At 63.8% G+C, this 17,287-nt stretch carries 20 protein-coding genes; 10 read left to right on the top strand and 10 right to left on the bottom strand.

What is annotated here, in order from left to right; genetic code table 11:
• The 3 genes from HGO38_RS11990 to HGO38_RS11980 are packed head-to-tail and all read right to left on the bottom strand — an operon-like array spanning window position 1 to window position 2,043.
• Window positions 1–1,002, bottom strand: coding sequence for a beta-propeller fold lactonase family protein (locus HGO38_RS11990; RefSeq protein WP_250956122.1), 1,002 nt, complete (start codon window positions 1,000–1,002; stop codon window positions 1–3).
• Window positions 992–1,525, bottom strand: a complete 534-nt coding sequence (locus HGO38_RS11985; RefSeq protein WP_250956121.1) for an SRPBCC family protein — start codon at window positions 1,523–1,525, stop codon at window positions 992–994. The genes HGO38_RS11990 and HGO38_RS11985 overlap by 11 nt, the downstream gene beginning before the upstream one ends.
• An 8-nt stretch (window positions 1,526–1,533) precedes the next feature.
• Entirely contained in the window at window positions 1,534–2,043 is a 510-nt protein-coding gene (locus HGO38_RS11980; protein ID WP_250956120.1) for a DUF3280 domain-containing protein, read from the bottom strand.
• Window positions 2,044–2,166: 123 nt separating this feature from the next.
• Between HGO38_RS11980 and HGO38_RS11975 the strand changes: the two genes are divergently transcribed.
• The 10 genes from HGO38_RS11975 to gfa all read left to right on the top strand — a co-directional run bounded on the left by HGO38_RS11975 (window position 2,167) and on the right by gfa (window position 9,771).
• Window positions 2,167–3,354 carry a lanthanide ABC transporter ABC transporter substrate-binding protein PedA1 gene (locus HGO38_RS11975; RefSeq protein WP_250956119.1) on the top strand — a complete coding sequence of 396 codons (1,188 nt, stop codon included), beginning with the start codon at window positions 2,167–2,169 and terminating at the stop codon, window positions 3,352–3,354.
• Between the two features lies 1 nt (window position 3,355).
• Complete coding sequence (locus HGO38_RS11970; protein WP_250956118.1) at window positions 3,356–4,330, top strand: YVTN family beta-propeller repeat protein; 975 nt, start codon at window positions 3,356–3,358, stop codon at window positions 4,328–4,330.
• A 43-nt stretch (window positions 4,331–4,373) separates the two neighbouring features.
• On the top strand, window positions 4,374–4,817 hold the full coding sequence (locus HGO38_RS11965; protein WP_250956117.1) for a cupredoxin domain-containing protein: 444 nt from the start codon (window positions 4,374–4,376) through the stop codon (window positions 4,815–4,817).
• A 26-nt stretch (window positions 4,818–4,843) separates the two neighbouring features.
• Window positions 4,844–5,101: a hypothetical protein gene (locus HGO38_RS11960; protein ID WP_250956116.1), complete on the top strand. Its 258-nt coding sequence runs from the start codon at window positions 4,844–4,846 to the stop codon at window positions 5,099–5,101.
• A gap of 149 nt (window positions 5,102–5,250) precedes the next feature.
• The gene (locus HGO38_RS11955; RefSeq protein ID WP_502941550.1) at window positions 5,251–6,171 is read left to right on the top strand and encodes an ABC transporter substrate-binding protein; all 921 of its coding nucleotides are present in this window, start codon (window positions 5,251–5,253) and stop codon (window positions 6,169–6,171) included.
• The gene (locus HGO38_RS11950; RefSeq protein WP_250956114.1) at window positions 6,164–6,925 is read left to right on the top strand and encodes an ABC transporter permease; all 762 of its coding nucleotides are present in this window, start codon (window positions 6,164–6,166) and stop codon (window positions 6,923–6,925) included. Before HGO38_RS11955 ends, HGO38_RS11950 begins: the two co-directional genes overlap by 8 nt.
• Entirely contained in the window at window positions 6,922–7,560 is a 639-nt protein-coding gene (locus tag HGO38_RS11945) for an ABC transporter ATP-binding protein (protein WP_250956113.1), read from the top strand. The genes HGO38_RS11950 and HGO38_RS11945 overlap by 4 nt, the downstream gene beginning before the upstream one ends.
• Window positions 7,557–8,285, top strand: coding sequence for a lanthanide ABC transporter ATP-binding protein PedB/LutE (locus tag HGO38_RS11940; protein WP_250956112.1), 729 nt, complete (start codon window positions 7,557–7,559; stop codon window positions 8,283–8,285). The genes HGO38_RS11945 and HGO38_RS11940 overlap by 4 nt, the downstream gene beginning before the upstream one ends.
• Window positions 8,282–9,073 carry a lanthanide ABC transporter permease protein PedC gene (locus tag HGO38_RS11935; RefSeq protein ID WP_250956111.1) on the top strand — a complete coding sequence of 264 codons (792 nt, stop codon included), beginning with the start codon at window positions 8,282–8,284 and terminating at the stop codon, window positions 9,071–9,073. The genes HGO38_RS11940 and HGO38_RS11935 overlap by 4 nt, the downstream gene beginning before the upstream one ends.
• Window positions 9,074–9,201: 128 nt before the next feature.
• Window positions 9,202–9,771, top strand: coding sequence for an S-(hydroxymethyl)glutathione synthase (gfa, locus tag HGO38_RS11930; RefSeq protein ID WP_250956110.1), 570 nt, complete (start codon window positions 9,202–9,204; stop codon window positions 9,769–9,771).
• A gap of 151 nt (window positions 9,772–9,922) precedes the next feature.
• On the opposite strand, the gene HGO38_RS11925 is transcribed toward gfa, so the two are convergent.
• From HGO38_RS11925 to tkt, 7 genes are all read right to left on the bottom strand, one after another.
• The gene (locus HGO38_RS11925) at window positions 9,923–10,501 is read right to left on the bottom strand and encodes a thioredoxin family protein (protein WP_250956109.1); all 579 of its coding nucleotides are present in this window, start codon (window positions 10,499–10,501) and stop codon (window positions 9,923–9,925) included.
• 6 nt (window positions 10,502–10,507) lie between these two features.
• Window positions 10,508–11,203 carry a ribulose-phosphate 3-epimerase gene (gene rpe, locus HGO38_RS11920; protein WP_250956108.1) on the bottom strand — a complete coding sequence of 232 codons (696 nt, stop codon included), beginning with the start codon at window positions 11,201–11,203 and terminating at the stop codon, window positions 10,508–10,510.
• The gene (gene cbbX / locus HGO38_RS11915; RefSeq protein ID WP_250956107.1) at window positions 11,200–12,135 is read right to left on the bottom strand and encodes a CbbX protein; all 936 of its coding nucleotides are present in this window, start codon (window positions 12,133–12,135) and stop codon (window positions 11,200–11,202) included. Before cbbX ends, rpe begins: the two co-directional genes overlap by 4 nt.
• Before the next feature lie 71 nt (window positions 12,136–12,206).
• Complete coding sequence (locus HGO38_RS11910) at window positions 12,207–12,596, bottom strand: ribulose bisphosphate carboxylase small subunit (RefSeq protein WP_250956106.1); 390 nt, start codon at window positions 12,594–12,596, stop codon at window positions 12,207–12,209.
• A 27-nt stretch (window positions 12,597–12,623) separates the two neighbouring features.
• Window positions 12,624–14,084 (bottom strand): form I ribulose bisphosphate carboxylase large subunit, encoded by a 1,461-nt coding sequence (locus HGO38_RS11905; protein ID WP_250956105.1) that lies wholly within the window; start codon window positions 14,082–14,084, stop codon window positions 12,624–12,626.
• A gap of 31 nt (window positions 14,085–14,115) precedes the next feature.
• The gene (gene fba / locus HGO38_RS11900; protein ID WP_250956104.1) at window positions 14,116–15,195 is read right to left on the bottom strand and encodes a class II fructose-bisphosphate aldolase; all 1,080 of its coding nucleotides are present in this window, start codon (window positions 15,193–15,195) and stop codon (window positions 14,116–14,118) included.
• 62 nt (window positions 15,196–15,257) lie between these two features.
• Window positions 15,258–17,285 (bottom strand): transketolase, encoded by a 2,028-nt coding sequence (gene tkt, locus HGO38_RS11895; RefSeq protein ID WP_250956103.1) that lies wholly within the window; start codon window positions 17,283–17,285, stop codon window positions 15,258–15,260.
• Between the last annotated feature and the right edge of the window lie 2 nt (window positions 17,286–17,287).

Genomic DNA, 17,287 nt, shown 5'->3' with positions numbered 1-17,287 from the left:
TCACGGCCGTAGGGCCGGCGCGCCGGTTTGCTCGGCAAGGCCCGGTGACGGCATCGGCGCTGCCGACAGAAAACGTCCGAACGCGCGCGGCCCGTCACCGGTCGAGATCTCTCCGACAATCTCCAGGCTGACCGGATCGATCACCATAACACTGTTGGAAAACCAGTTGGCCACGACGATCCGCCGGCCGTCGGCCGTCGTGTCGATGCCTTCCGGATATTCGCCGGTATCGATAGTGGCGATGGCGGCAAGGCTTTGCGCCTCGAAGACGCTGACGCTGTCGTCGTACTGGTTGGTGACGAAACCCCGGCCGCCGGCAAAGGCGACCGCATAGGGTCGCTCGCGGGTCGCCACATGGCCGAGGACCTGCCCGTTGACTGGATCGACCGCCGTCACCGTATTGCTGCCGACATCGGCGGAAAACAACCGTCCGTCCGGTGAAAACGTGATGCCGAACGGCCGTTGGCCCACGGTGACGCGGTGGCGGAGCTCCAGCGTCTGCGCATCGAAGATCGACACCTGGTTGGCATCCCGGTCCGCCGTTGCCAGCCATTGGCCGTCCGGCGAAAGCGCCAGCCCGGCCGGCGCACTACCGGTCGACAGCATCTGTGACGTGCTGAGGTCGTCGGCGGCGAGGACCCAGACACGCGCATTGTACCAGTCGGATACGAAGACCCGGCCGCGGCGCTCGTCCACGGCCACACCGATTGGCCCGCCGTCGAGTGTGCGTTCGGCCAAGGGCTTGCCGACGGGCATGCCATAGCGGCGCAGCACCTTGCTGTCCGGGCTGACCGTGAAGACGGCGCCGAGCTTTGGCGCGACAGCAATGCCGGCCGGCGCGCCCGGCACGGGCACGCGTTCGACCTCGACCATTCGGTCGAGATCGATGACGCTCAGGTCACTGGAGGACTGATTGGTGACATAGGCATAGTCGGCAAGAGCGCTGCCCGCCGGCAAAAGGCCGAGCAGGACTGCGCCGACAATGCAGCTTCTATTTGCCAAATTTCTTCTCAAGCGCATCGAGGCCTGCCTTGTACACGCCGCCGACAGCGGCAAGGGCTGCCTCGTCGTTCATGTTGGCGGGCGGATCATTGTTGGGATAACCGCGGTAGAAGGCGCCCTTCCATTCGATATGCGAACCGCCGGACGCAGTCGGCGTGACCGTCAGGTGGCTGGAATAGTTGGTCACCGGCAGAACCTTCACGTCGACATCGGTGATGCGATAGGAGTAGGTCATCTTCGCCGCGTCATATTTGTAGAGCACTTCGGAAATGGTCGGCCCGCCGGCAGCACCCAGCGTCAGCACGCGGGTCGCATCGATTGTGTTGTCGCCCTTGCCGGTGGAGGAAAACACGGCGGGGTGCCAGCTCATGTCCTGGAAATTGCCGATCACCGCCCAGACCGCGTCCGGCGCCGCAGCGACATCGACCGAGAGCACCAGCTTCTGCCGCGTCGGGCCGTGGGCCATGGCAAAGCTTGGCAGAAGAAGCAGGATTGCCAGTAGGAAACGACCGAAATACCGCATGATGGGCCTCACGATTTGAAGAAGTGGTTTTTCAGGATGTAGCGAATGCCGCGCAGCCAGCTGTCGTCGGTGTTCGAACGGATATCGACGGAAATACCCCGCAGCATCTCGCCGGAGCGGGCGTCGCGCAGCACGAGGTTCATCGACAGGATGAGGTTGGAGACCTTCTGGACTTCGCCGACCAGCACATAATCGGCGCCGAGCTTTTCGGCCATGCCCACCTCGCAGCCGTTGCAGTCGGCCGGGTTGCTGGTATTGGCGAGTTCGGCGGCCACCGGATCGTTGGAGAGAAGGACGAACCCTTCCTCGATAAAACGGTCGCGCGCCGCACTCTCCAGCAGTTTCAGCCGCGCGGTTTCATCGGCGCGCACGCCATTATAGGCGCCCTCCGTCGAGGTATCGATGAAATGCACGCCGAGAAAGGCAATTTTCGCGCCGGGCATCAGCGGCTTGTCCAGCGCTGCCAGGGCAAGCGTCGGCAAGAGAGCCAGGATAAGCGCGATCAGAATACGTTGCATACGGCCGAGCCTAGCACAGGCATTTTGCGATACCACGCTCCATAAGTATCGGTTTCGCGACACAACCTCTACTGCTAGTCTCCACTTTAGGGAGAAGCAGGATGATTGGGAGGTCGTTCCGGCATGTCTAACCTGACGCTTGCGTTTGCCGTTTTCGCGGCAGCGGCTATTGCCGCATTGCCGATGAAGGCGGCCGAGGTCAAGACGGCCCTGCTGCGCGTTGATCGCGTCGTCGGCCCGCCGATCTCGCGGCTCGACGTGCCGCCAGCCGATCTGGGCTTTGCCGGCGGCATCCTGGGCAATGAGGACAACCGCACGACCGGTGCCTTTACCGGCATGGACTATACCCTGAAGACCGAGGCCGTGCCGCCGGAGCAGGCCGAAGCCGCCTTCGATGCCCTGCAGGCCGAAGGGATCGGCCTGATCGCGGTGATCGCCGAGGGGGATGTCCTGAAGAAGCTTGCCGACAGGGCAGAACCCGGCGTGTTGCTGCTGAATGCCGGTGCCCGCGATGAGGCGCTGCGCGATGCCGATTGCCGCGCCAATGTGCTGCATGTCTCGCCCAGCCGCGCCATGCTCACCGACAGCCTCATCCAGTTTCTGATGTGGAAGAAATGGTCGCGTATCCTGCTGATCTACGGCTCCCACCCCGAGGACAGACTGCTGGCCGACAGCTACCGCAAATCGGCGGCCAAATTCGGCGCAAAGATCGTCGAGGAACGCGAGTTTGCCGATACCGGCGGCGCGCGGCGCACCGATACCGGCCATGTCATGGTGCAGCGGCAGATCCCGGTGTTCACACAGGATGCCGAGGAACACGACGTGGTGATCGCCGCCGACGAGGCCGGAGTGTTCGCACCCTTTCTGCCGTATCACACCTGGGATCCGCGCCCCGTTGCCGGATCTGCAGGCTTGCGCCCGGTCTCCTGGCAGGCGGCGCACGAATCCTGGGGCGCCACCCAGATCCAGAGCCGTTTTGAAAAACTGACCGGCCGCAACATGCGCGAGGAGGACTACCAGGCCTGGCTTGCCATGCGGGTGATCGGCGAGGCGGTGACGCGATCCGGCAAGGTCGATCCGGTCTCTGTGCGCAGCTATCTGCTGTCTCCGGAATTCGAGCTGGCCGCCTTCAAGGGCCAGAAACTGACATTTCGTCCGTGGAACGGCCAGCTGCGCCAGCCGATCCTTTTGACCGAAGGCCGGGTGACCGTGTCCGTTTCGCCGCAAGAGGGCTACCTGCACCAGCATTCGCCCCTCGACACCCTGGGCACCGATGCGCCCGAAACCGCCTGCCACGCCTTTGGAGGATAGAATGCTGAAATTGATTTCGATATTTTTGCCGGCCGTTTTGATGCTGGCCGGCCCGGCCGCGGCCAACAAGGTTTTTGTCAGCAACGAGCGCGGCAATAGCGTGACCGTGCTCGATAGCAAGACCTGGGAGGTGATCGCCACCTTCCCCGCCGGCAACCGGCCGCGCGGCATCACCATCAGCCCGGATGGCAAGGAACTCTATGTCTGCGCCTCGGATGATGACACGGTGCGGGTCTTCGATCCGGAAACCTACAAGGAGCTGCATACGCTGCCGTCCGGTCCCGATCCGGAACTCTTTGCGCTCAATCCGTCCGGCAATCCGCTCTATGTCGCCAACGAGGATGACAACCTGGTGACCGTGGTCGACGTGAAGACCCACCAGGTGCTGGCCGAAGTGCCGGTTGGCGTCGAGCCGGAAGGCGTGGCGGTCAGTCCTGATGCCAAGACGCTGATCAACACCTCCGAGACCACCAACATGGCGCATTTCATCGATACCGCGACCTACAAGATCGTCCACAATGTTCTGGTCGATCAGCGGCCGCGCTATGCCGAATTCACCGCCGACGGCAAGAAGCTCTATGTCAGCGCCGAAATCGGCGGCACGGTCTCGGTCATCGACGTGACGGCCGCCGAGCCGAAGATCACCAAGAAGATCAGCTTCGCCGTGCCGGGCGTTTTGCCGGAATGGCTGCAGCCGGTCGGCATCCGGGCCACCAAGGACGGTTCGCGCATTTTCGTGGCGCTCGGCCCGGCCAACCGGGTGGCCGTGATCGACGGCAAGACCGATGAGGTTCTCGATTACCTGCTGGTCGGCCAGCGGGTCTGGCAGATGGCGTTCACGCCCGGCGAGGAATTCCTGATCACCACCAATGGCAATTCCAACGATGTCAGCATCATCGACGTCAAGGCCGAGAAGGTGATCCGCTCGGTTCCGGTCGGCGAGCAGCCCTGGGGGGTCGTGGTCGCGCCGAACTGAAGTCAACGCAAACAAAAACGCTCATATTGGGAGGATTTTCAGCATGCATAAATCGATCTCTGCGGCCTTGGCCGCAGTTTTTCTGGCAAGTCCTGTCGTGGCCGCGCCGCTCTGCACCGAACTCGGCTTTGCCGGACTGCTGGCCAAATGCAACAGGGGTCAGCCGATCGAGATTACGCTTGCCTCCGGCAAGCCGCTGGGCACGGGCTCCGTCGAACTGCAATCCGGCGCCTATTACGAAATGCGCATCACGGCGGATGGCTCGGCGGAACTGGCCATATCAGGCGCGCCGTTCTTCCGGGCGATCTGGATGAACGAGATCGTCATCAACGGCATCGAGGTCCGGCCGATGGCAATCGACAGCCTGGAATTCGACGAAGCCGGCAAGGCGACCCTGTCGTTCATCGCTATCAAGCCGGGAACCTACGAGGTGCGGATTCCGAACACCATCAGCGACAGCCAGAAGATGACAATTTCCATTCAGTGAACCGTTTTGAAAAGGGGAGAATTCCAATGAAAATCCGTTTGATCAGCACCGTTGTCTTTGCCGTCCTGCTCGGCGCGCCACTAGGCCTGCAGGCACAGGAGGTTCCCGCCGACAAGCAGAAGGCGATTGTCGACATGCTGGCCACCATGAAATGCGAGGTGGATGTCGCCAATATCGAGGCGAGTGGTGCCGGTTATGAACTCGACGATGTGTTCTGCGCCGATGGCCAATACGACATGGATCTGAACGCCGACCTGACGGTGGCCGAAAAGCGCAAGGAATAAGTCAGGGCCGGGCGCCGCGCCGGGCGACGAATCATATAAAAGTTCCGCTGACCAGCGAGCCGAAAAGGCAGAGGCGGCGGTTGTGAGGAGGAAAAGCAATGGGTGTTCTGAAACGATTTTTAACGGGATGCCTGTTTGCGATCGCGGCAATGCCGGCCATGGCGCAGGACCTGCCAAAACTGCGGGCGGCGATGCTGGCCTCGGGCACGGTCAATTGGGAAATCTCGACCATCAAGCAGAGCGAGTTCGACCGCAAGAACGGCTTCGAGCTGGTGGTTCAGGACTATGCCGACAACGGCGCGACGCGCGTCGCCTTCGAGGGCGGCGAGGCCGACACCATGGTGGCCGACTGGATCTGGGTCGCCTATCAGCGTGCCGCAGGCAAGGACTATGTCTTCATTCCCTATTCGCTGGCGGTCGGCGGACTGGTGGTCAAGGACGACAGCGGCATCAAGGCGCTGCCCGATCTTGCCGGCAAGAAGATCGGCATTGCCGGTGGACCGCTCGACAAGAGCTGGCTGATCCTGCAGGCCTATGCCAAGCAGCAATACGGCATGGACCTGGCCGGCGAGACCGAGCAGGTGTTTGGCGCGCCGCCGCTGATCTTCAAGTCGGCGCTATCCGGCGAGACGGCCGGGGCCATCAATTTCTGGCATTTCCTGGCCAAGATGAAGGCCAAGGGCATGCATGAGCTGGTCTCGGTGTCAGACGCCGCCGCAGCTCTCAAGCTCGATCCCGACACGCCGCTGCTCGGCTATGTGCTGAAGGGCGACTATGTCACCGCCCATCCGGAGATGGCCAAGGGGCTGTATGCCGCATCGCGGGCTGCCAAGGATCTGCTGCGCAGCGACGACGCGGTGTGGACCGGATTGCGCGACAAGATGAACGCCGGCGACGAAGCCGAATTCATGGCGCTGCGCGATGGTTATCGCGCTGGCATCCCCAGCGGCAAGCCGATCGACGAGGCGGCCGCCGACCGGTTCCTGCGGCTGATGGCGGAGCTTGGCGGAGAGGAACTCGTCGGCAAGGCGACCAGCCTGCCCGACGGACTGTTCCTGCATCTTGACTAAAACCCTGAAAAATCCGGCGCTGGTGCGCATCCTGTCGCTCGGGCTGTTGCTTGCGCTGTGGATCGTGGCGGCTGAGCTGACGGCGGATGCCTCCGTGCTGCCGCAGCCCTGGGCACTGTGGGCGCCGTTCGTCAAGGCCCTCAGCTCCGGCGCCCTGCCGTATCATCTGTGGATGACGCTGTGGCGCGTCGTCTGCGCCTTCGTGCCGGCCATGGCGATCGGCGTGGCGCTGGGCTTCCTGATGGGGCGGTTTCCCGCGGTCGATCGATGGCTTGATCCGTGGCTGGTCGTGTTTCTCAACCTGCCGGCCCTGGTGCTGATCGTGCTGTGCTATCTGTGGATCGGCCTCAACGAGACCGCGGCGATCCTGGCCGTGGTGCTCAACAAGATCCCCAATGTCGCCACAATCCTGCGCGAGGGCGCGCGGGCGCTCGATCCGAACCTCGATGCCATGGCGCAGGTCTATCGCATGCGCCCGATGGCCCGGCTGCGCCATGTGGTCCTGCCGCAACTGGCGCCGTTCATCGCGGGGGCTGCCCGTTCGGGTATCGCGGTGATCTGGAAGATCGTGCTGGTCGTCGAGTTTCTCGGCCGCTCCAGCGGCATCGGTTTCCAGATCCATTTCTATTTCCAGCTTTTCGATGTCGCCATGGTCCTGGTCTATGCGCTGTCTTTCATCGGCGTCATGCTGCTGGTCGAGGCGCTGATCCTGCAGCCGGCCGAACGCCGGGTGCGGCGCTGGAGGACGGCATGATCAAGGTCGATGTCAGGCGCAAGGCGTTCGGCGAGCAGGAGATCCTGCGCGACATCCGTTTCGAGATGGCGATCGGCGAGACCATTGCCATTCTCGGCCCCTCGGGCATCGGCAAGTCGACCCTGCTGCGGCTGATTGCCGGCATCGATGCCGATTTCGACGGTGAGATTATTCGCCCCGACAGGATCGCCATGGTGTTTCAGGAGCCGGTTCTTCTGCCATGGCGCAGCGTGCTGCAGAATTTGACGCTGGTCCATCCGCAATTGGGCAAGGATGCAGCACTGTCTGCCCTGGAGCGGATCGGTATTGCCGACAAGGCACGGCTGTTTCCGGGTCAGCTGTCGCTTGGCCAGCAGCGCCGGCTGGCCTTGGCGCGCGCCTTTGCCGGCCAACCTGAGCTGCTGGTGATGGACGAGCCCTATGTCTCGCTCGATCCCGGCACCGCCGAGGAAATGCTCGAGCTGACCGAGGCGCTGATCGCCGACACAAGGCCGGCCGTCATTCTCGTCACCCATTCGCAAGGTGAGGCCGATCGGCTGGCGCGGCGCATTCTTCGCCTCTCCGGCCGTCCGGCGAGGCTTGTCGACGATGCGGCGCCGGACATCGGCAGCGCCAGCCGGGAGGGTGCGCCATGATAGGGCTTGAGATCAGCCATGTCGCTTACGCCTACGGACAGCGCCGGGCGCTCGACGATGTCAGCTTCAGCGTCGCGGCGGGCCGGTTCTGCGCGTTGCTCGGGCCGAACGGCGCTGGCAAGTCGACGCTGTTTGCGCTGCTGACCCGGTTGATCGTGACGCGAGAGGGACAGATCGGCGTTGCCGGCTTCGACATTGCCCGCACGCCCAGGGCAGCACTGGCGCGCATCGGTGTGGTCTTCCAGCAGCCGACGCTGGACCTCGACATGTCGGTGCGCCGCAATCTGCGCTATTTCGCCGGCCTGCATGGTCTGTCGGGCCGACCGGCCGCCCTGGCGATCGACGCGGCGCTCGCGCAGCTCGGCATGGCCGAGCGGGCCGACGAACAGGTGCGGGCGCTGAACGGCGGTCATCGCCGGCGCATGGAGATCGCCCGGGCGCTGATCCATGCGCCGGACGTCCTTTTGCTCGACGAGCCGACCGTCGGCCTGGATGCAGCGTCCCGGCAGGCCATCACCGATCATGTCCATCTCTTGGCCGACAGCGGTCTTGCCGTGCTCTGGGCCACCCATCTGGTCGACGAGATCCGGCCGAGCGACCAGGTCGTCGTGCTGCATCGGGGCAAGGTCCTGAGCGATGGCAGCGCTGCAGCGCTTTCCGGCGACGAGGGCCTCGCCAAGGCTTTTCTGTCGATGACGGCCGAGGGCCGGGAGGTTGCGACATGAAAGCCTGGTGGATCGCGCTCATTGCCATCGTCACCCGCGAGAACCTGCGCTTCATTCGCCAGCGCGGCCGGTTTCTGGCCGCGCTCGTTCGCCCGCTCGTCTGGCTGGTGGTCTTTGCCGCCGGCTTTCGCGCAGCCCTTGGCGTATCGATCATCCCGCCCTATCAGACCTATATCACCTATGAGGTCTATATCGTGCCAGGCCTGTGCGGCATGATCCAGTTGTTCAACGGCATGCAGTCGTCGCTGTCGCTGGTCTATGACCAGGAGATGGGATCGATGCGGCTGCTTCTGACGTCGCCGCTGCCGCGCTGGTGGCTGCTGTTTTCCAAACTGCTGGCCGGGGTGATCGTCTCCATCCTGCAGGTCGCGGTTTTCCTGGCGATTGCCGCGGCAACCGGCATCACCATGCCGCCGATCGGCTATCTCGCGGTGCTGCCGGCTCTGCTCATCAGCGGCCTGATGCTCGGCGCAATGGGGCTTTTGATCTCCTCGACCGTCCGGCAGCTGGAGAATTTCGCCGGGGTGATGAACTTCGTGATCTTCCCGATGTTCTTCCTGTCCTCGGCGCTCTATCCCCTGTGGAAGATGGCCGAGAGCTCGCCGCTGCTGCGCGATATCTGTGCCTTCAACCCGTTCACCCATGCGGTGGAACTGATCCGTTTTGCGCTTTATGGTGAGCTCAATCTCGTGGCGCTCGCCTGGGTCTGCGGCTGCTTCGTCGTCTTCATGCTGGCCGCGCTCTGGGGCTATGATCCGGCCCGCGCCATGCTGCGCTCGAAGGGCTGATGCGGGCGGCTGGCGTCGCAGTCCGACGCCGAAAACCGCCACTTTCCGCTATATTGCCGTTCCCTTGATTTGCGCTGATCCTGCTTGCGAACGATGACGCACAGACGTCGAAAACCGAGGAGGAATCAATGATCAAACTGCATCCATCGATTGACAACGGCTTTCCGCCGGCCGGGGCGCATTTCCATGGCGGGACGCTGAAGTGCCATTGCGCCAGCAATCCGGTCACCGTCGAAATCAGCGCCCAGACGGCGCATAACCATGCCTGCGGCTGCACCAAATGCTGGAAGCCGAAGGGCGCCATCTTCGCGCAGATCGCCGTTGTCGGCCGCGACCATGTGAAGGTCACTTCCGGCCAGGACAAGCTGCAGATCGTCGATCCGAGCGCCACCATCCAGCGCTACGCCTGCAAGGATTGCGGCACGCATATGTACGGCCGGATCGAGAACAAGAACCATCCGTTCTACGGTCTTGATTTCGTGCATACGGAACTCAGCGATGAGACCGGCTGGTCGCCGCCGCAGTTCGCAGCCTTCGTCTCCTCGGTGATCGAAGGCGGCGTCAGCCCCGACAAGATGGACGAAATCCGCGCCCGCCTGAATGAGCTCGGCTTGCCGCCCTATGACGCCTTGTCTCCGGCGCTGATGGATGCGATTGCCACCCATGTGGCCAAACAATCTGGCGCGCTCGCGGCCTGAGGAGTTGCGCCGCCTGCGGCGCAAAGCCAACGTCTAGCGAGGTTAAACCTTCCTCCCTTAGACCTCGCCCGTTGCTTCCGATTTTTCCGGAAGCCTCCGAACGGGCGGGGTCTGAGGCGTTTTTCTGTGAAGGTCAGCCGACAATGTTGGCTTACGCGGGCCTTGCAGCCACCTCCGGCATGGTTTTCCATTTGATGCCGCAGCCGATCGACGCCAGCTGGTCCAGTGGACCCTTGCCGGTTCGCGCGACCATGACCATCGCCTCGTAGAGATCGCGCCGGAGATCCGGCGGCCCGGCTTCCTTGCGCGAGGCATCCAGCCGGCCGCGATATTGCAATTCGCCCTCCCGGTTTAAACCGAAGAAATCCGGCGTGCAGACGGCGCCATAGGCCCGCGCCACGGACTGGTCTGCGTCGAACAGATAGGGGAAGGGCAGGGTGTGGTCGGCGGCGAAACGCTTCATGTTGTCGAAGGAATCCTGCGGATAGGCCTCGACATCGTTGGAACTGATCGCCACGAAGCCGATGCCATGGCGCTCCAGGTCGATCGCGTCGCGCACGATGCGGGAAATCACCGCCTGCACATAGGGGCAGTGATTGCAGATGAAGGCGACGACGAGCCCGTTCGGCCCGGAGAGATCCAGGATCGAATGGGCCCGCCCTTCCGTGCCTGGCAGTCGGGCATCCAAGGCCTTCCAGCCAAAATCGCAAAGGGGAGGGACCGCCGCCATGCCGGGTCACCTCGCCAACCGAAGGGCGGCCAGTCCCGGATCGTCGGCAGCGGCGCGCAGGGCTGCGATATTGCCGGCATAGGCCTCGCGGCCGCCTTTAAAGACAGCCGAGCCGGCGACCAGGACATCGGCGCCGGCTCGGGCGACCAGCGGCGCGGTCTCGGGCGTCACGCCACCGTCGATTTCGATGAGGATCGGTCTTGCGCCGATCATCGCCTTGACGCGGGCGACCTTCTCCACAACAGCGGTAATGAAGGCCTGTCCGCCGAAACCTGGATTGACCGTCATCAGCAGGATGAGGTCGAGGCGGTCCAGCACATATTCGAGGACGCTTTCCGGCGTCGAGGGATTGAGCGACACACCGGCCTTGCAGCCGAGGTCGCGGATCGCCTGCAGCGACCGGTCGAGATGGGTGGTCGCCTCGGCATGCACGGTGATGATGTCGCAGCCGGCATCGGCGAAGGCTCCGAGAAAGGGATCGACCGGGGCGATCATCAGATGGCAGTCGAACACCTTGTCGGTACGGTTGCGAATCGCCTTGATGACCGGCGGCCCGAAGGTGATGTTGGGCACGAAATGGCCGTCCATCACGTCGAGATGGATCCAGTCGGCGCCGGCCTCGCAGATGGTTTCGACCTCTTCGCCGAGCCGCGAGAAATCGGCCGAGAGAACGGACGGGGCGATGATGGTTTTGGGGCTCATGGCATTGTCTCCTGAGGCTGGGGCGGGACCATGGTGAAGACGCGGCTGCCGGAAATGTCGCGGGCCGTGATGGTCGACAGCTGCTCGACATCGACCGGGCCCACGCTTTCTTCAAACAGCCGGTTGGCCTGGCGCAGCCGCGCCCGGTCGAGCGCATTGCGGATGGAGCGGGCATTGGCGAAATGCGGCTGGCGGCGGCGCTTCGCGATATAGTCGCCCATGATATCCGTGGCCTTGGCGTCGAAATGATAGCCCTGCCGCTCCAGCATGCTTTCGGCGATCGACAGGAGCTCGCCGTCGTCATAGTCGGGGAAGTCAATATGATGGGCGATGCGCGAGCGGAAGCCGGGATTGCTTTCGAAGAAGCGATCCATACGGTCGGAATAGCCGGCGAGGATGACCACCAGATCGTCGCGGTTGTTCTCCATCACCTGCAGCAAGATCTCGATCGCCTCCTGGCCATAGTCGCGCTCATTGTCCGGGCGGTAGAGATAATAGGCCTCGTCGATGAACAGCACGCCGCCCATGGCCCGTTTCAGGATCTCCTTGGTCTTCGGCGCGGTGTGGCCGATATATTGCCCGACCAGGTCGTCGCGCGTAACCGACACGAGATGGCCCTTGCGCACATAGCCGAGCCGGTGCAGCAGATTGGCCATGCGCAGGGCGACCGTCGTCTTGCCGGTGCCGGGATTGCCGGTAAAGCTCATGTGCAGCGACGGCGCCTCGTGGGTGAGGCCCATGGCACGACGCGCCCGCTCGACGAGCAGCAGGGCTGCCGTCTCGCGGATCCGCTGCTTGACGGGTTTGAGCCCGATCAGCTCGCGGTCCAGTTCGGCAAGGATGTCCGCCACGCCGGACGCCTTGTATTCCTCGGCAAGATCGACCGAAGTCGGCAGGCTGTCGGCGGGTGATACGGCGTCCGGCATGTCCATGTCCGTAACTCCTCTTTGTTTTGTCGCATGTCGTCGCCCCGAAACCGGTGACCACTTTCGGGCGACATGCTTTATCGCTGCGTTTCGAAGCCATACTGCTGGTTACGGCCATGGCACTCGGTTCGGCTCAGCCGCAGGCTCGGTTCCTTGGCGGGCCGATTGACGATGAAGGACATCGTCACCGTCTCGAAGCCGCGGCTGGAATCGAAGGCATTGAGGCGGATATAGTCCTGGGGATGGGTCTTGCGGCAGTCGTCCAGCTCCATCATCACGCCCTTGGCGTCCTTCAGGTCGAACATCGGATTGCCCCACATTTCCCAATAGGTGTTTCGCGGGTGCGGATCGTCGGTATATTCGACGCCGATCGCCCAGCCCTTGCGCAGGCAGTATTCCACCTGGGCGGTGATCTGCTCGTCCGTCAGATCCGGCAGGAACGAGAAGCATCCTTGGGTGATACGCATGTCGTCTCTCCTTCTTGTTGTCCGTTGTCAGGCGACGCTGACGCTCGGCACGAAATCCGACGTGTCGGTCGAGGTGTAGTTGAAGCTGATATTGCCCCAGGTATCGAGGGCGGCTTCGAGCGGCTTGCACCATTTGGCCGCAGCCCGCAGGATTTCAGGCCCCTCATGGGCAATGTCGCGGCCCTCGTTGCGGGCCAGCACCATGGCTTCCAGAGCCACCCGGTTGGCGGCAGCACCCGCCTGGATGCCCATCGGATGGCCGATCGTGCCGCCGCCGAACTGCAGCACGACGTCATCGCCGAACAGGTCGAGCAGTTGGTGCATCTGGCCGGCATGAATGCCGCCCGAGGCGACCGGCATGACCTTCTTGATGTCGCCCCAGTCCTGTTCGAAGAACAGGCCGCGTTGCAGGTCGACCTCGTTCCTGGTTTCGCGCAGGACGTTGTAATAGCCCTGCACGGTCATCGGATCGCCTTCGAGCTTGCCGACGGCGGTGCCGGCATGCAGATGGTCGACGCCGGCCAGCCGCAGCCATTTGGCGATGACGCGGAACGAGATGCCGTGGTTCTTCTGGCGCGTGTAGGTGCCGTGGCCGGCGCGGTGCATGTGCAGGATCATGTCGTTCTGCCGGCACCATTCCGAGATCGACTGGATCGCCGTCCAGCCGATGATCAGATCGACCATGACGATGACCGAGCCGAGTTCCTTGGCGAATTCGGCGCGGCGGTACATCTCCTCCATCGTGCCGGCGGTGATGTTCAAGTAATGGCCCTTGACCTCGCCTGTCTTGGCGGACGCGAGGTTGACGGCCTCCATGCAGTAGAGGAAGCGGTCGCGCCAGTGCATGAAGGGCTGCGAGTTGATGTTCTCGTCGTCCTTCATGAAGTCGAGGCCGCCCTTCAGGCCTTCGTAGACGACGCGGCCGTAGTTTTTGCCGGACAGGCCGAGCTTTGGCTTGGTGGTGGCGCCGAGCAGCGGCTTGCCGAACTTGTCGAGCCTCTCGCGCTCACCAACGATGCCGGTCGGCGGCCCCTTGAAGGTCTTCACATAGGCAACGGGCAAGCGCATGTCCTCAAGCCGCGCGGCTTTCAGCGGCTTGAACGAGAAGACATTGCCGATGATCGATGCGGTCAGGTTGGCGATCGAGCCTTCTTCGAACAGGATGAGGTCGTAGGCGACGTAGCAGAAATACTGCCCCGGGATGCCCGGCACCGGATCGACCCGGTAGGCCTTGGCGCGGTACTGGTCGCAGGCCGTCAGGCGGTCGGTCCAGACCACCGTCCAGGTGGCGGTGGAGCTTTCGCCGGCCACCGCTGCGGCGGCCTCGATGGCGTCGACGCCGTCCTGCGGGGTGATCCGGAACAGGGCGATCAGATCGGTGTCCTTCGGCTCGTAGTCACGGTCCCAATAGCCCATCTGGGCATATTTGAGCACGCCGGCCTTGTAGCGTTCCTTGCCTCTGATCTCGGTTTTTGCATCGGCGTTCATGACTTAAGTCCTTTCCTCTGGAGGGATGCAGTCAGGCGGCTTGCGACCGCGCCGTCTGGGGTTTCAGGGAGCCGCTGGCATAGCGGCGCGCCATATCCGACATCGGCATGACCTTGATGCGCGACGCATTGCCCGCCGTGCCGAAGACTTCAAAGCGCGCCTTGCAGACCGCCGACATGGCATCCATGGCGGGTTTCAGGAATTTGCGTGGATCGAATTCGGAGCGGCTGGTATCGGCGACGCGGCGAAAGGCGGCGGCGGCCGCCAGGCGCAGGTCGGTGTCGATATTGACCTTGCGCACCCCGAAGCGGATGCCCCGGACGATCTCCTCGACCGGCACCCCATAGGTCTCGCGCATCTCGCCGCCATGGGCATTGAACACGTCCTGCCATTCCTGCGGCACCGACGAGGAACCGTGCATGACGATATGGGTATGGGGCAGCCGGCGATGGATCTTCTCGATGACATCCATGGCGAGCACGTCGCCGGTCGGCTTGCGGGTGAACTTGTAGGCGCCGTGCGAGGTGCCGATGGCGACCGCCAGGGCATCGACGCCGGTCTCGTCGACGAAGCGGGCGGCTTCGTCCGGGTCTGTCAGCAATTGCGAGCGGTCCAGCGCCCCTTCGAAGCCGTGGCCGTCCTCGGCCTCGCCATGGCCGGTCTCCAGCGATCCGAGGCAGCCGAGTTCGCCTTCGACCGACGCGCCGACCATATGGGCAAGCCGGCTCACCTCCGCGGTGATCGCGACGTTATAGGCGTAGTCGGCCGGGGTCTTGGCGTCCTCCTTCAAGGAGCCATCCATCATCACCGAGGTGAAGCCGTGCTGGATCGCCGAGAGGCAGGTCGCGACATTGTTGCCATGGTCCTGGTGGATGCAGAGCGGAATGTCGGGATACATCTGCTCCAGCGCCTCCATCATCTTGGCGAGCATGATGTCGTTGGCGTAGGTCCGAGCCCCGCGCGACACCTGCAGGATCACCGGCGCATCGCAGGCGCGCGCCGCCTCCATGATCGCCAGTCCCTGTTCCATGTTGTTGATGTTGAAGGCCGGAACGCCATAGCTGCGCTCGGCGGCGTGATCCAGCAATTGACGGAGCGTGATGCGGGCCATGGGTCAATCCTCCCTTGTTGATCTTGTGATGGTCTTGCCCGCCTGCGGGCCGGTCGCGGTGGTCATGCGGAGCGCCTTCTGGCGTGTTTGCCGACAAGCTTCAGGGCTTCGGCAACGATATGCTCGGCGGTGATGCCGAAATGGCGGTAGAGATCGCCGGCCGGCGCCGAGGCGCCGAAGCCCAGCATGCCGACAAAGGCGCTGCGCGGTCCCATCCAGCGGTCCCAGCCGAGACGGCCGGCAGCCTCAATGGCAATGCGCGGTGCGTCGCCCAGAACCTTCTTCTGGTAGGCGGCGTCCTGGACCTCGAACTTCTCCCAGCACGGCATGGACACCACGGCGGCCTCCATGCCGGCCTCGCTGCGCAACTGGTCTGCTGCGGCAAGGGCAATCTCGACCTCGGATCCGGTGGCCAGAAGGGTGATGTCGCGCGGGCCGCGCGCGTCCTTCACGACATAGGCGCCAAGCGCCGACAGGTTCTGGTCGCCATCGGTCTGGCGCAGCATCGGCAGGGCCTGGCGCGACAGGGCCAGCACGCTTGGCCGGTGCTTCTCGCCAAGCGCGATCTCCCAGCATTCCGCCGTCTCGATGATGTCGGCCGGCCGGAACACGTTGAGATTGGGTGTGGCGCGCAGCATGGCCAGATGCTCGACCGGCTGGTGGGTCGGGCCGTCTTCGCCAAGCCCGATCGAATCATGGGTCAGCACATAGACGACCGGCAGGCCCATCAGCGCCGACAGCCGCATGCCGCCCTTGGCATAATCGGAAAACACCAGGAAGGTCCCGCCATAGGGAATGAAGCCACCGTGCAGGGCGATGCCGTTCATGGCCGCCGCCATGCCGTGCTCGCGGATGCCGTAATGCAGGTAGCGGCCGCGAAAATTGCCGGGTGTGATGGCCGGCGTCTGCGAGGTCATCGTCAGGTTCGAGCCGGTCAGGTCGGCAGAGCCGCCGATGGTCAGCGTGGTTGCCGCATTGATGACCTCCAGCGCCATCTGCGAGGCCTGACGGGTGGCGACCTTGGAGGCCTTCTTGCGATGCTCGGCGCGGAAATTGGCCAGCCGGTAGGCGACGTTGGCACCGAGGCGCCGGCCGATGGTCTGCTCGTAGCGCTTCTTCGAGCGCGACGCGTCGCGGCGCAGGTCCCAGGCTTCGCGCGCCGTGCGGCCGCGCATGGCGACGGTTTCCCAGGCCGACTTGATCTTCGGTGGCACGAAGAAGGGGGGATGGGACCAGGCGAGCTTTTGACGGGTGGCCGCGATCTCGTTGTCGCCAAGGGCCGCCCCATGGGTCTTGTGCGAGCCCTCCATGCTGGCCGCCCCCTTGCCGATGCGGGTGCGGCAGGCAATCAGTGACGGCTTGCGGCTGCGGCGGGCCCGCTCGATCGCCTTGGCGACGGCTTCAGGATCGTGGCCGTCGACGCCTTGCGCATCCCAGCCGGCGGCGCGGGAGCGCGCCAGCTGGTCGGTGGAGGGGGAGAGCGATGTCGCCCCGTCGATCGAGATCTGGTTGTCGTCCCACAGCACCACCAGCTTGCGCAGCTTCAGATGTCCGGCCAGGTCGATCGCCTCGTGGCTGATGCCTTCCTGCAGGCAACCGTCGCCGGCCACCACATAGGTGAAGTGGTTGCAGAGCGAGCTGCCGAAGCGGGCGGCCATCATCTGCTCGGCGATTGCCATGCCGACGGCGGTGGCGATGCCCTGGCCAAGCGGCCCGGTGGTGGTCTCGATGCCCAGCGCATGGCCGTATTCGGGATGGCCTGCCGTTTTCGCGCCGAGCTGGCGGAAGTTGGACAGTTCCGACATCGGCATGTCGGCAAAGCCGATCAGGTGATGCACGGCATAGAGCAGCATCGAGCCGTGGCCGGCCGACAGGATAAAGCGGTCGCGATCCGGCCAGTCGGGCTCAGACGGATCGATCTTGATGAAGCGGTTGAACAGCACGGTGACCGCATCGGCCATGCCCATCGGCATGCCGGGATGGCCGGAATTGGCCTTCTGCACGGCATCCATGGCGAGAAACCGGATGGCATCGGCCATTTGGGTTTCCGATGCCGCGGCATGGGCCTCAATCTTCAGCGAAACATTCATGG

Origin of the sequence: Rhizobium sp. CG5, assembly GCF_023701945.1 — a bacterium.
Classification (GTDB): domain Bacteria; phylum Pseudomonadota; class Alphaproteobacteria; order Rhizobiales; family Rhizobiaceae; genus Allorhizobium.
This window is presented reverse-complemented; position numbering and strand designations above follow the sequence as displayed.

Bases quoted from the DNA above. Each gene is read 5' to 3' on its own strand.
- HGO38_RS11980 (WP_250956120.1), bottom strand. From the start codon at position 2,043: ATGCAACGTATTCTGATCGCGCTTATCCTGGCTCTCTTGCCGACGCTT.
- HGO38_RS11985 (WP_250956121.1), bottom strand. From the start codon at position 1,525: ATGCGGTATTTCGGTCGTTTCCTACTGGCAATCCTGCTTCTTCTGCCA.
- HGO38_RS11935 (WP_250956111.1), top strand. From the start codon at position 8,282: ATGAAAGCCTGGTGGATCGCGCTCATTGCCATCGTCACCCGCGAGAAC.
- rpe (WP_250956108.1), bottom strand. From the start codon at position 11,203: ATGAGCCCCAAAACCATCATCGCCCCGTCCGTTCTCTCGGCCGATTTC.
- tkt (WP_250956103.1), bottom strand. From the start codon at position 17,285: ATGAATGTTTCGCTGAAGATTGAGGCCCATGCCGCGGCATCGGAAACC.
- HGO38_RS11905 (WP_250956105.1), bottom strand. From the start codon at position 14,084: ATGAACGCCGATGCAAAAACCGAGATCAGAGGCAAGGAACGCTACAAG.
- gfa (WP_250956110.1), top strand. From the start codon at position 9,202: ATGATCAAACTGCATCCATCGATTGACAACGGCTTTCCGCCGGCCGGG.
- fba (WP_250956104.1), bottom strand. From the start codon at position 15,195: ATGGCCCGCATCACGCTCCGTCAATTGCTGGATCACGCCGCCGAGCGC.
- HGO38_RS11925 (WP_250956109.1), bottom strand. From the start codon at position 10,501: ATGGCGGCGGTCCCTCCCCTTTGCGATTTTGGCTGGAAGGCCTTGGAT.
- HGO38_RS11945 (WP_250956113.1), top strand. From the start codon at position 6,922: ATGATCAAGGTCGATGTCAGGCGCAAGGCGTTCGGCGAGCAGGAGATC.
- cbbX (WP_250956107.1), bottom strand. From the start codon at position 12,135: ATGGACATGCCGGACGCCGTATCACCCGCCGACAGCCTGCCGACTTCG.
- HGO38_RS11960 (WP_250956116.1), top strand. From the start codon at position 4,844: ATGAAAATCCGTTTGATCAGCACCGTTGTCTTTGCCGTCCTGCTCGGC.
- HGO38_RS11965 (WP_250956117.1), top strand. From the start codon at position 4,374: ATGCATAAATCGATCTCTGCGGCCTTGGCCGCAGTTTTTCTGGCAAGT.
- HGO38_RS11970 (WP_250956118.1), top strand. From the start codon at position 3,356: ATGCTGAAATTGATTTCGATATTTTTGCCGGCCGTTTTGATGCTGGCC.
- HGO38_RS11955 (WP_502941550.1), top strand. From the start codon at position 5,251: ATGCCGGCCATGGCGCAGGACCTGCCAAAACTGCGGGCGGCGATGCTG.
- HGO38_RS11975 (WP_250956119.1), top strand. From the start codon at position 2,167: ATGTCTAACCTGACGCTTGCGTTTGCCGTTTTCGCGGCAGCGGCTATT.
- HGO38_RS11910 (WP_250956106.1), bottom strand. From the start codon at position 12,596: ATGCGTATCACCCAAGGATGCTTCTCGTTCCTGCCGGATCTGACGGAC.
- HGO38_RS11940 (WP_250956112.1), top strand. From the start codon at position 7,557: ATGATAGGGCTTGAGATCAGCCATGTCGCTTACGCCTACGGACAGCGC.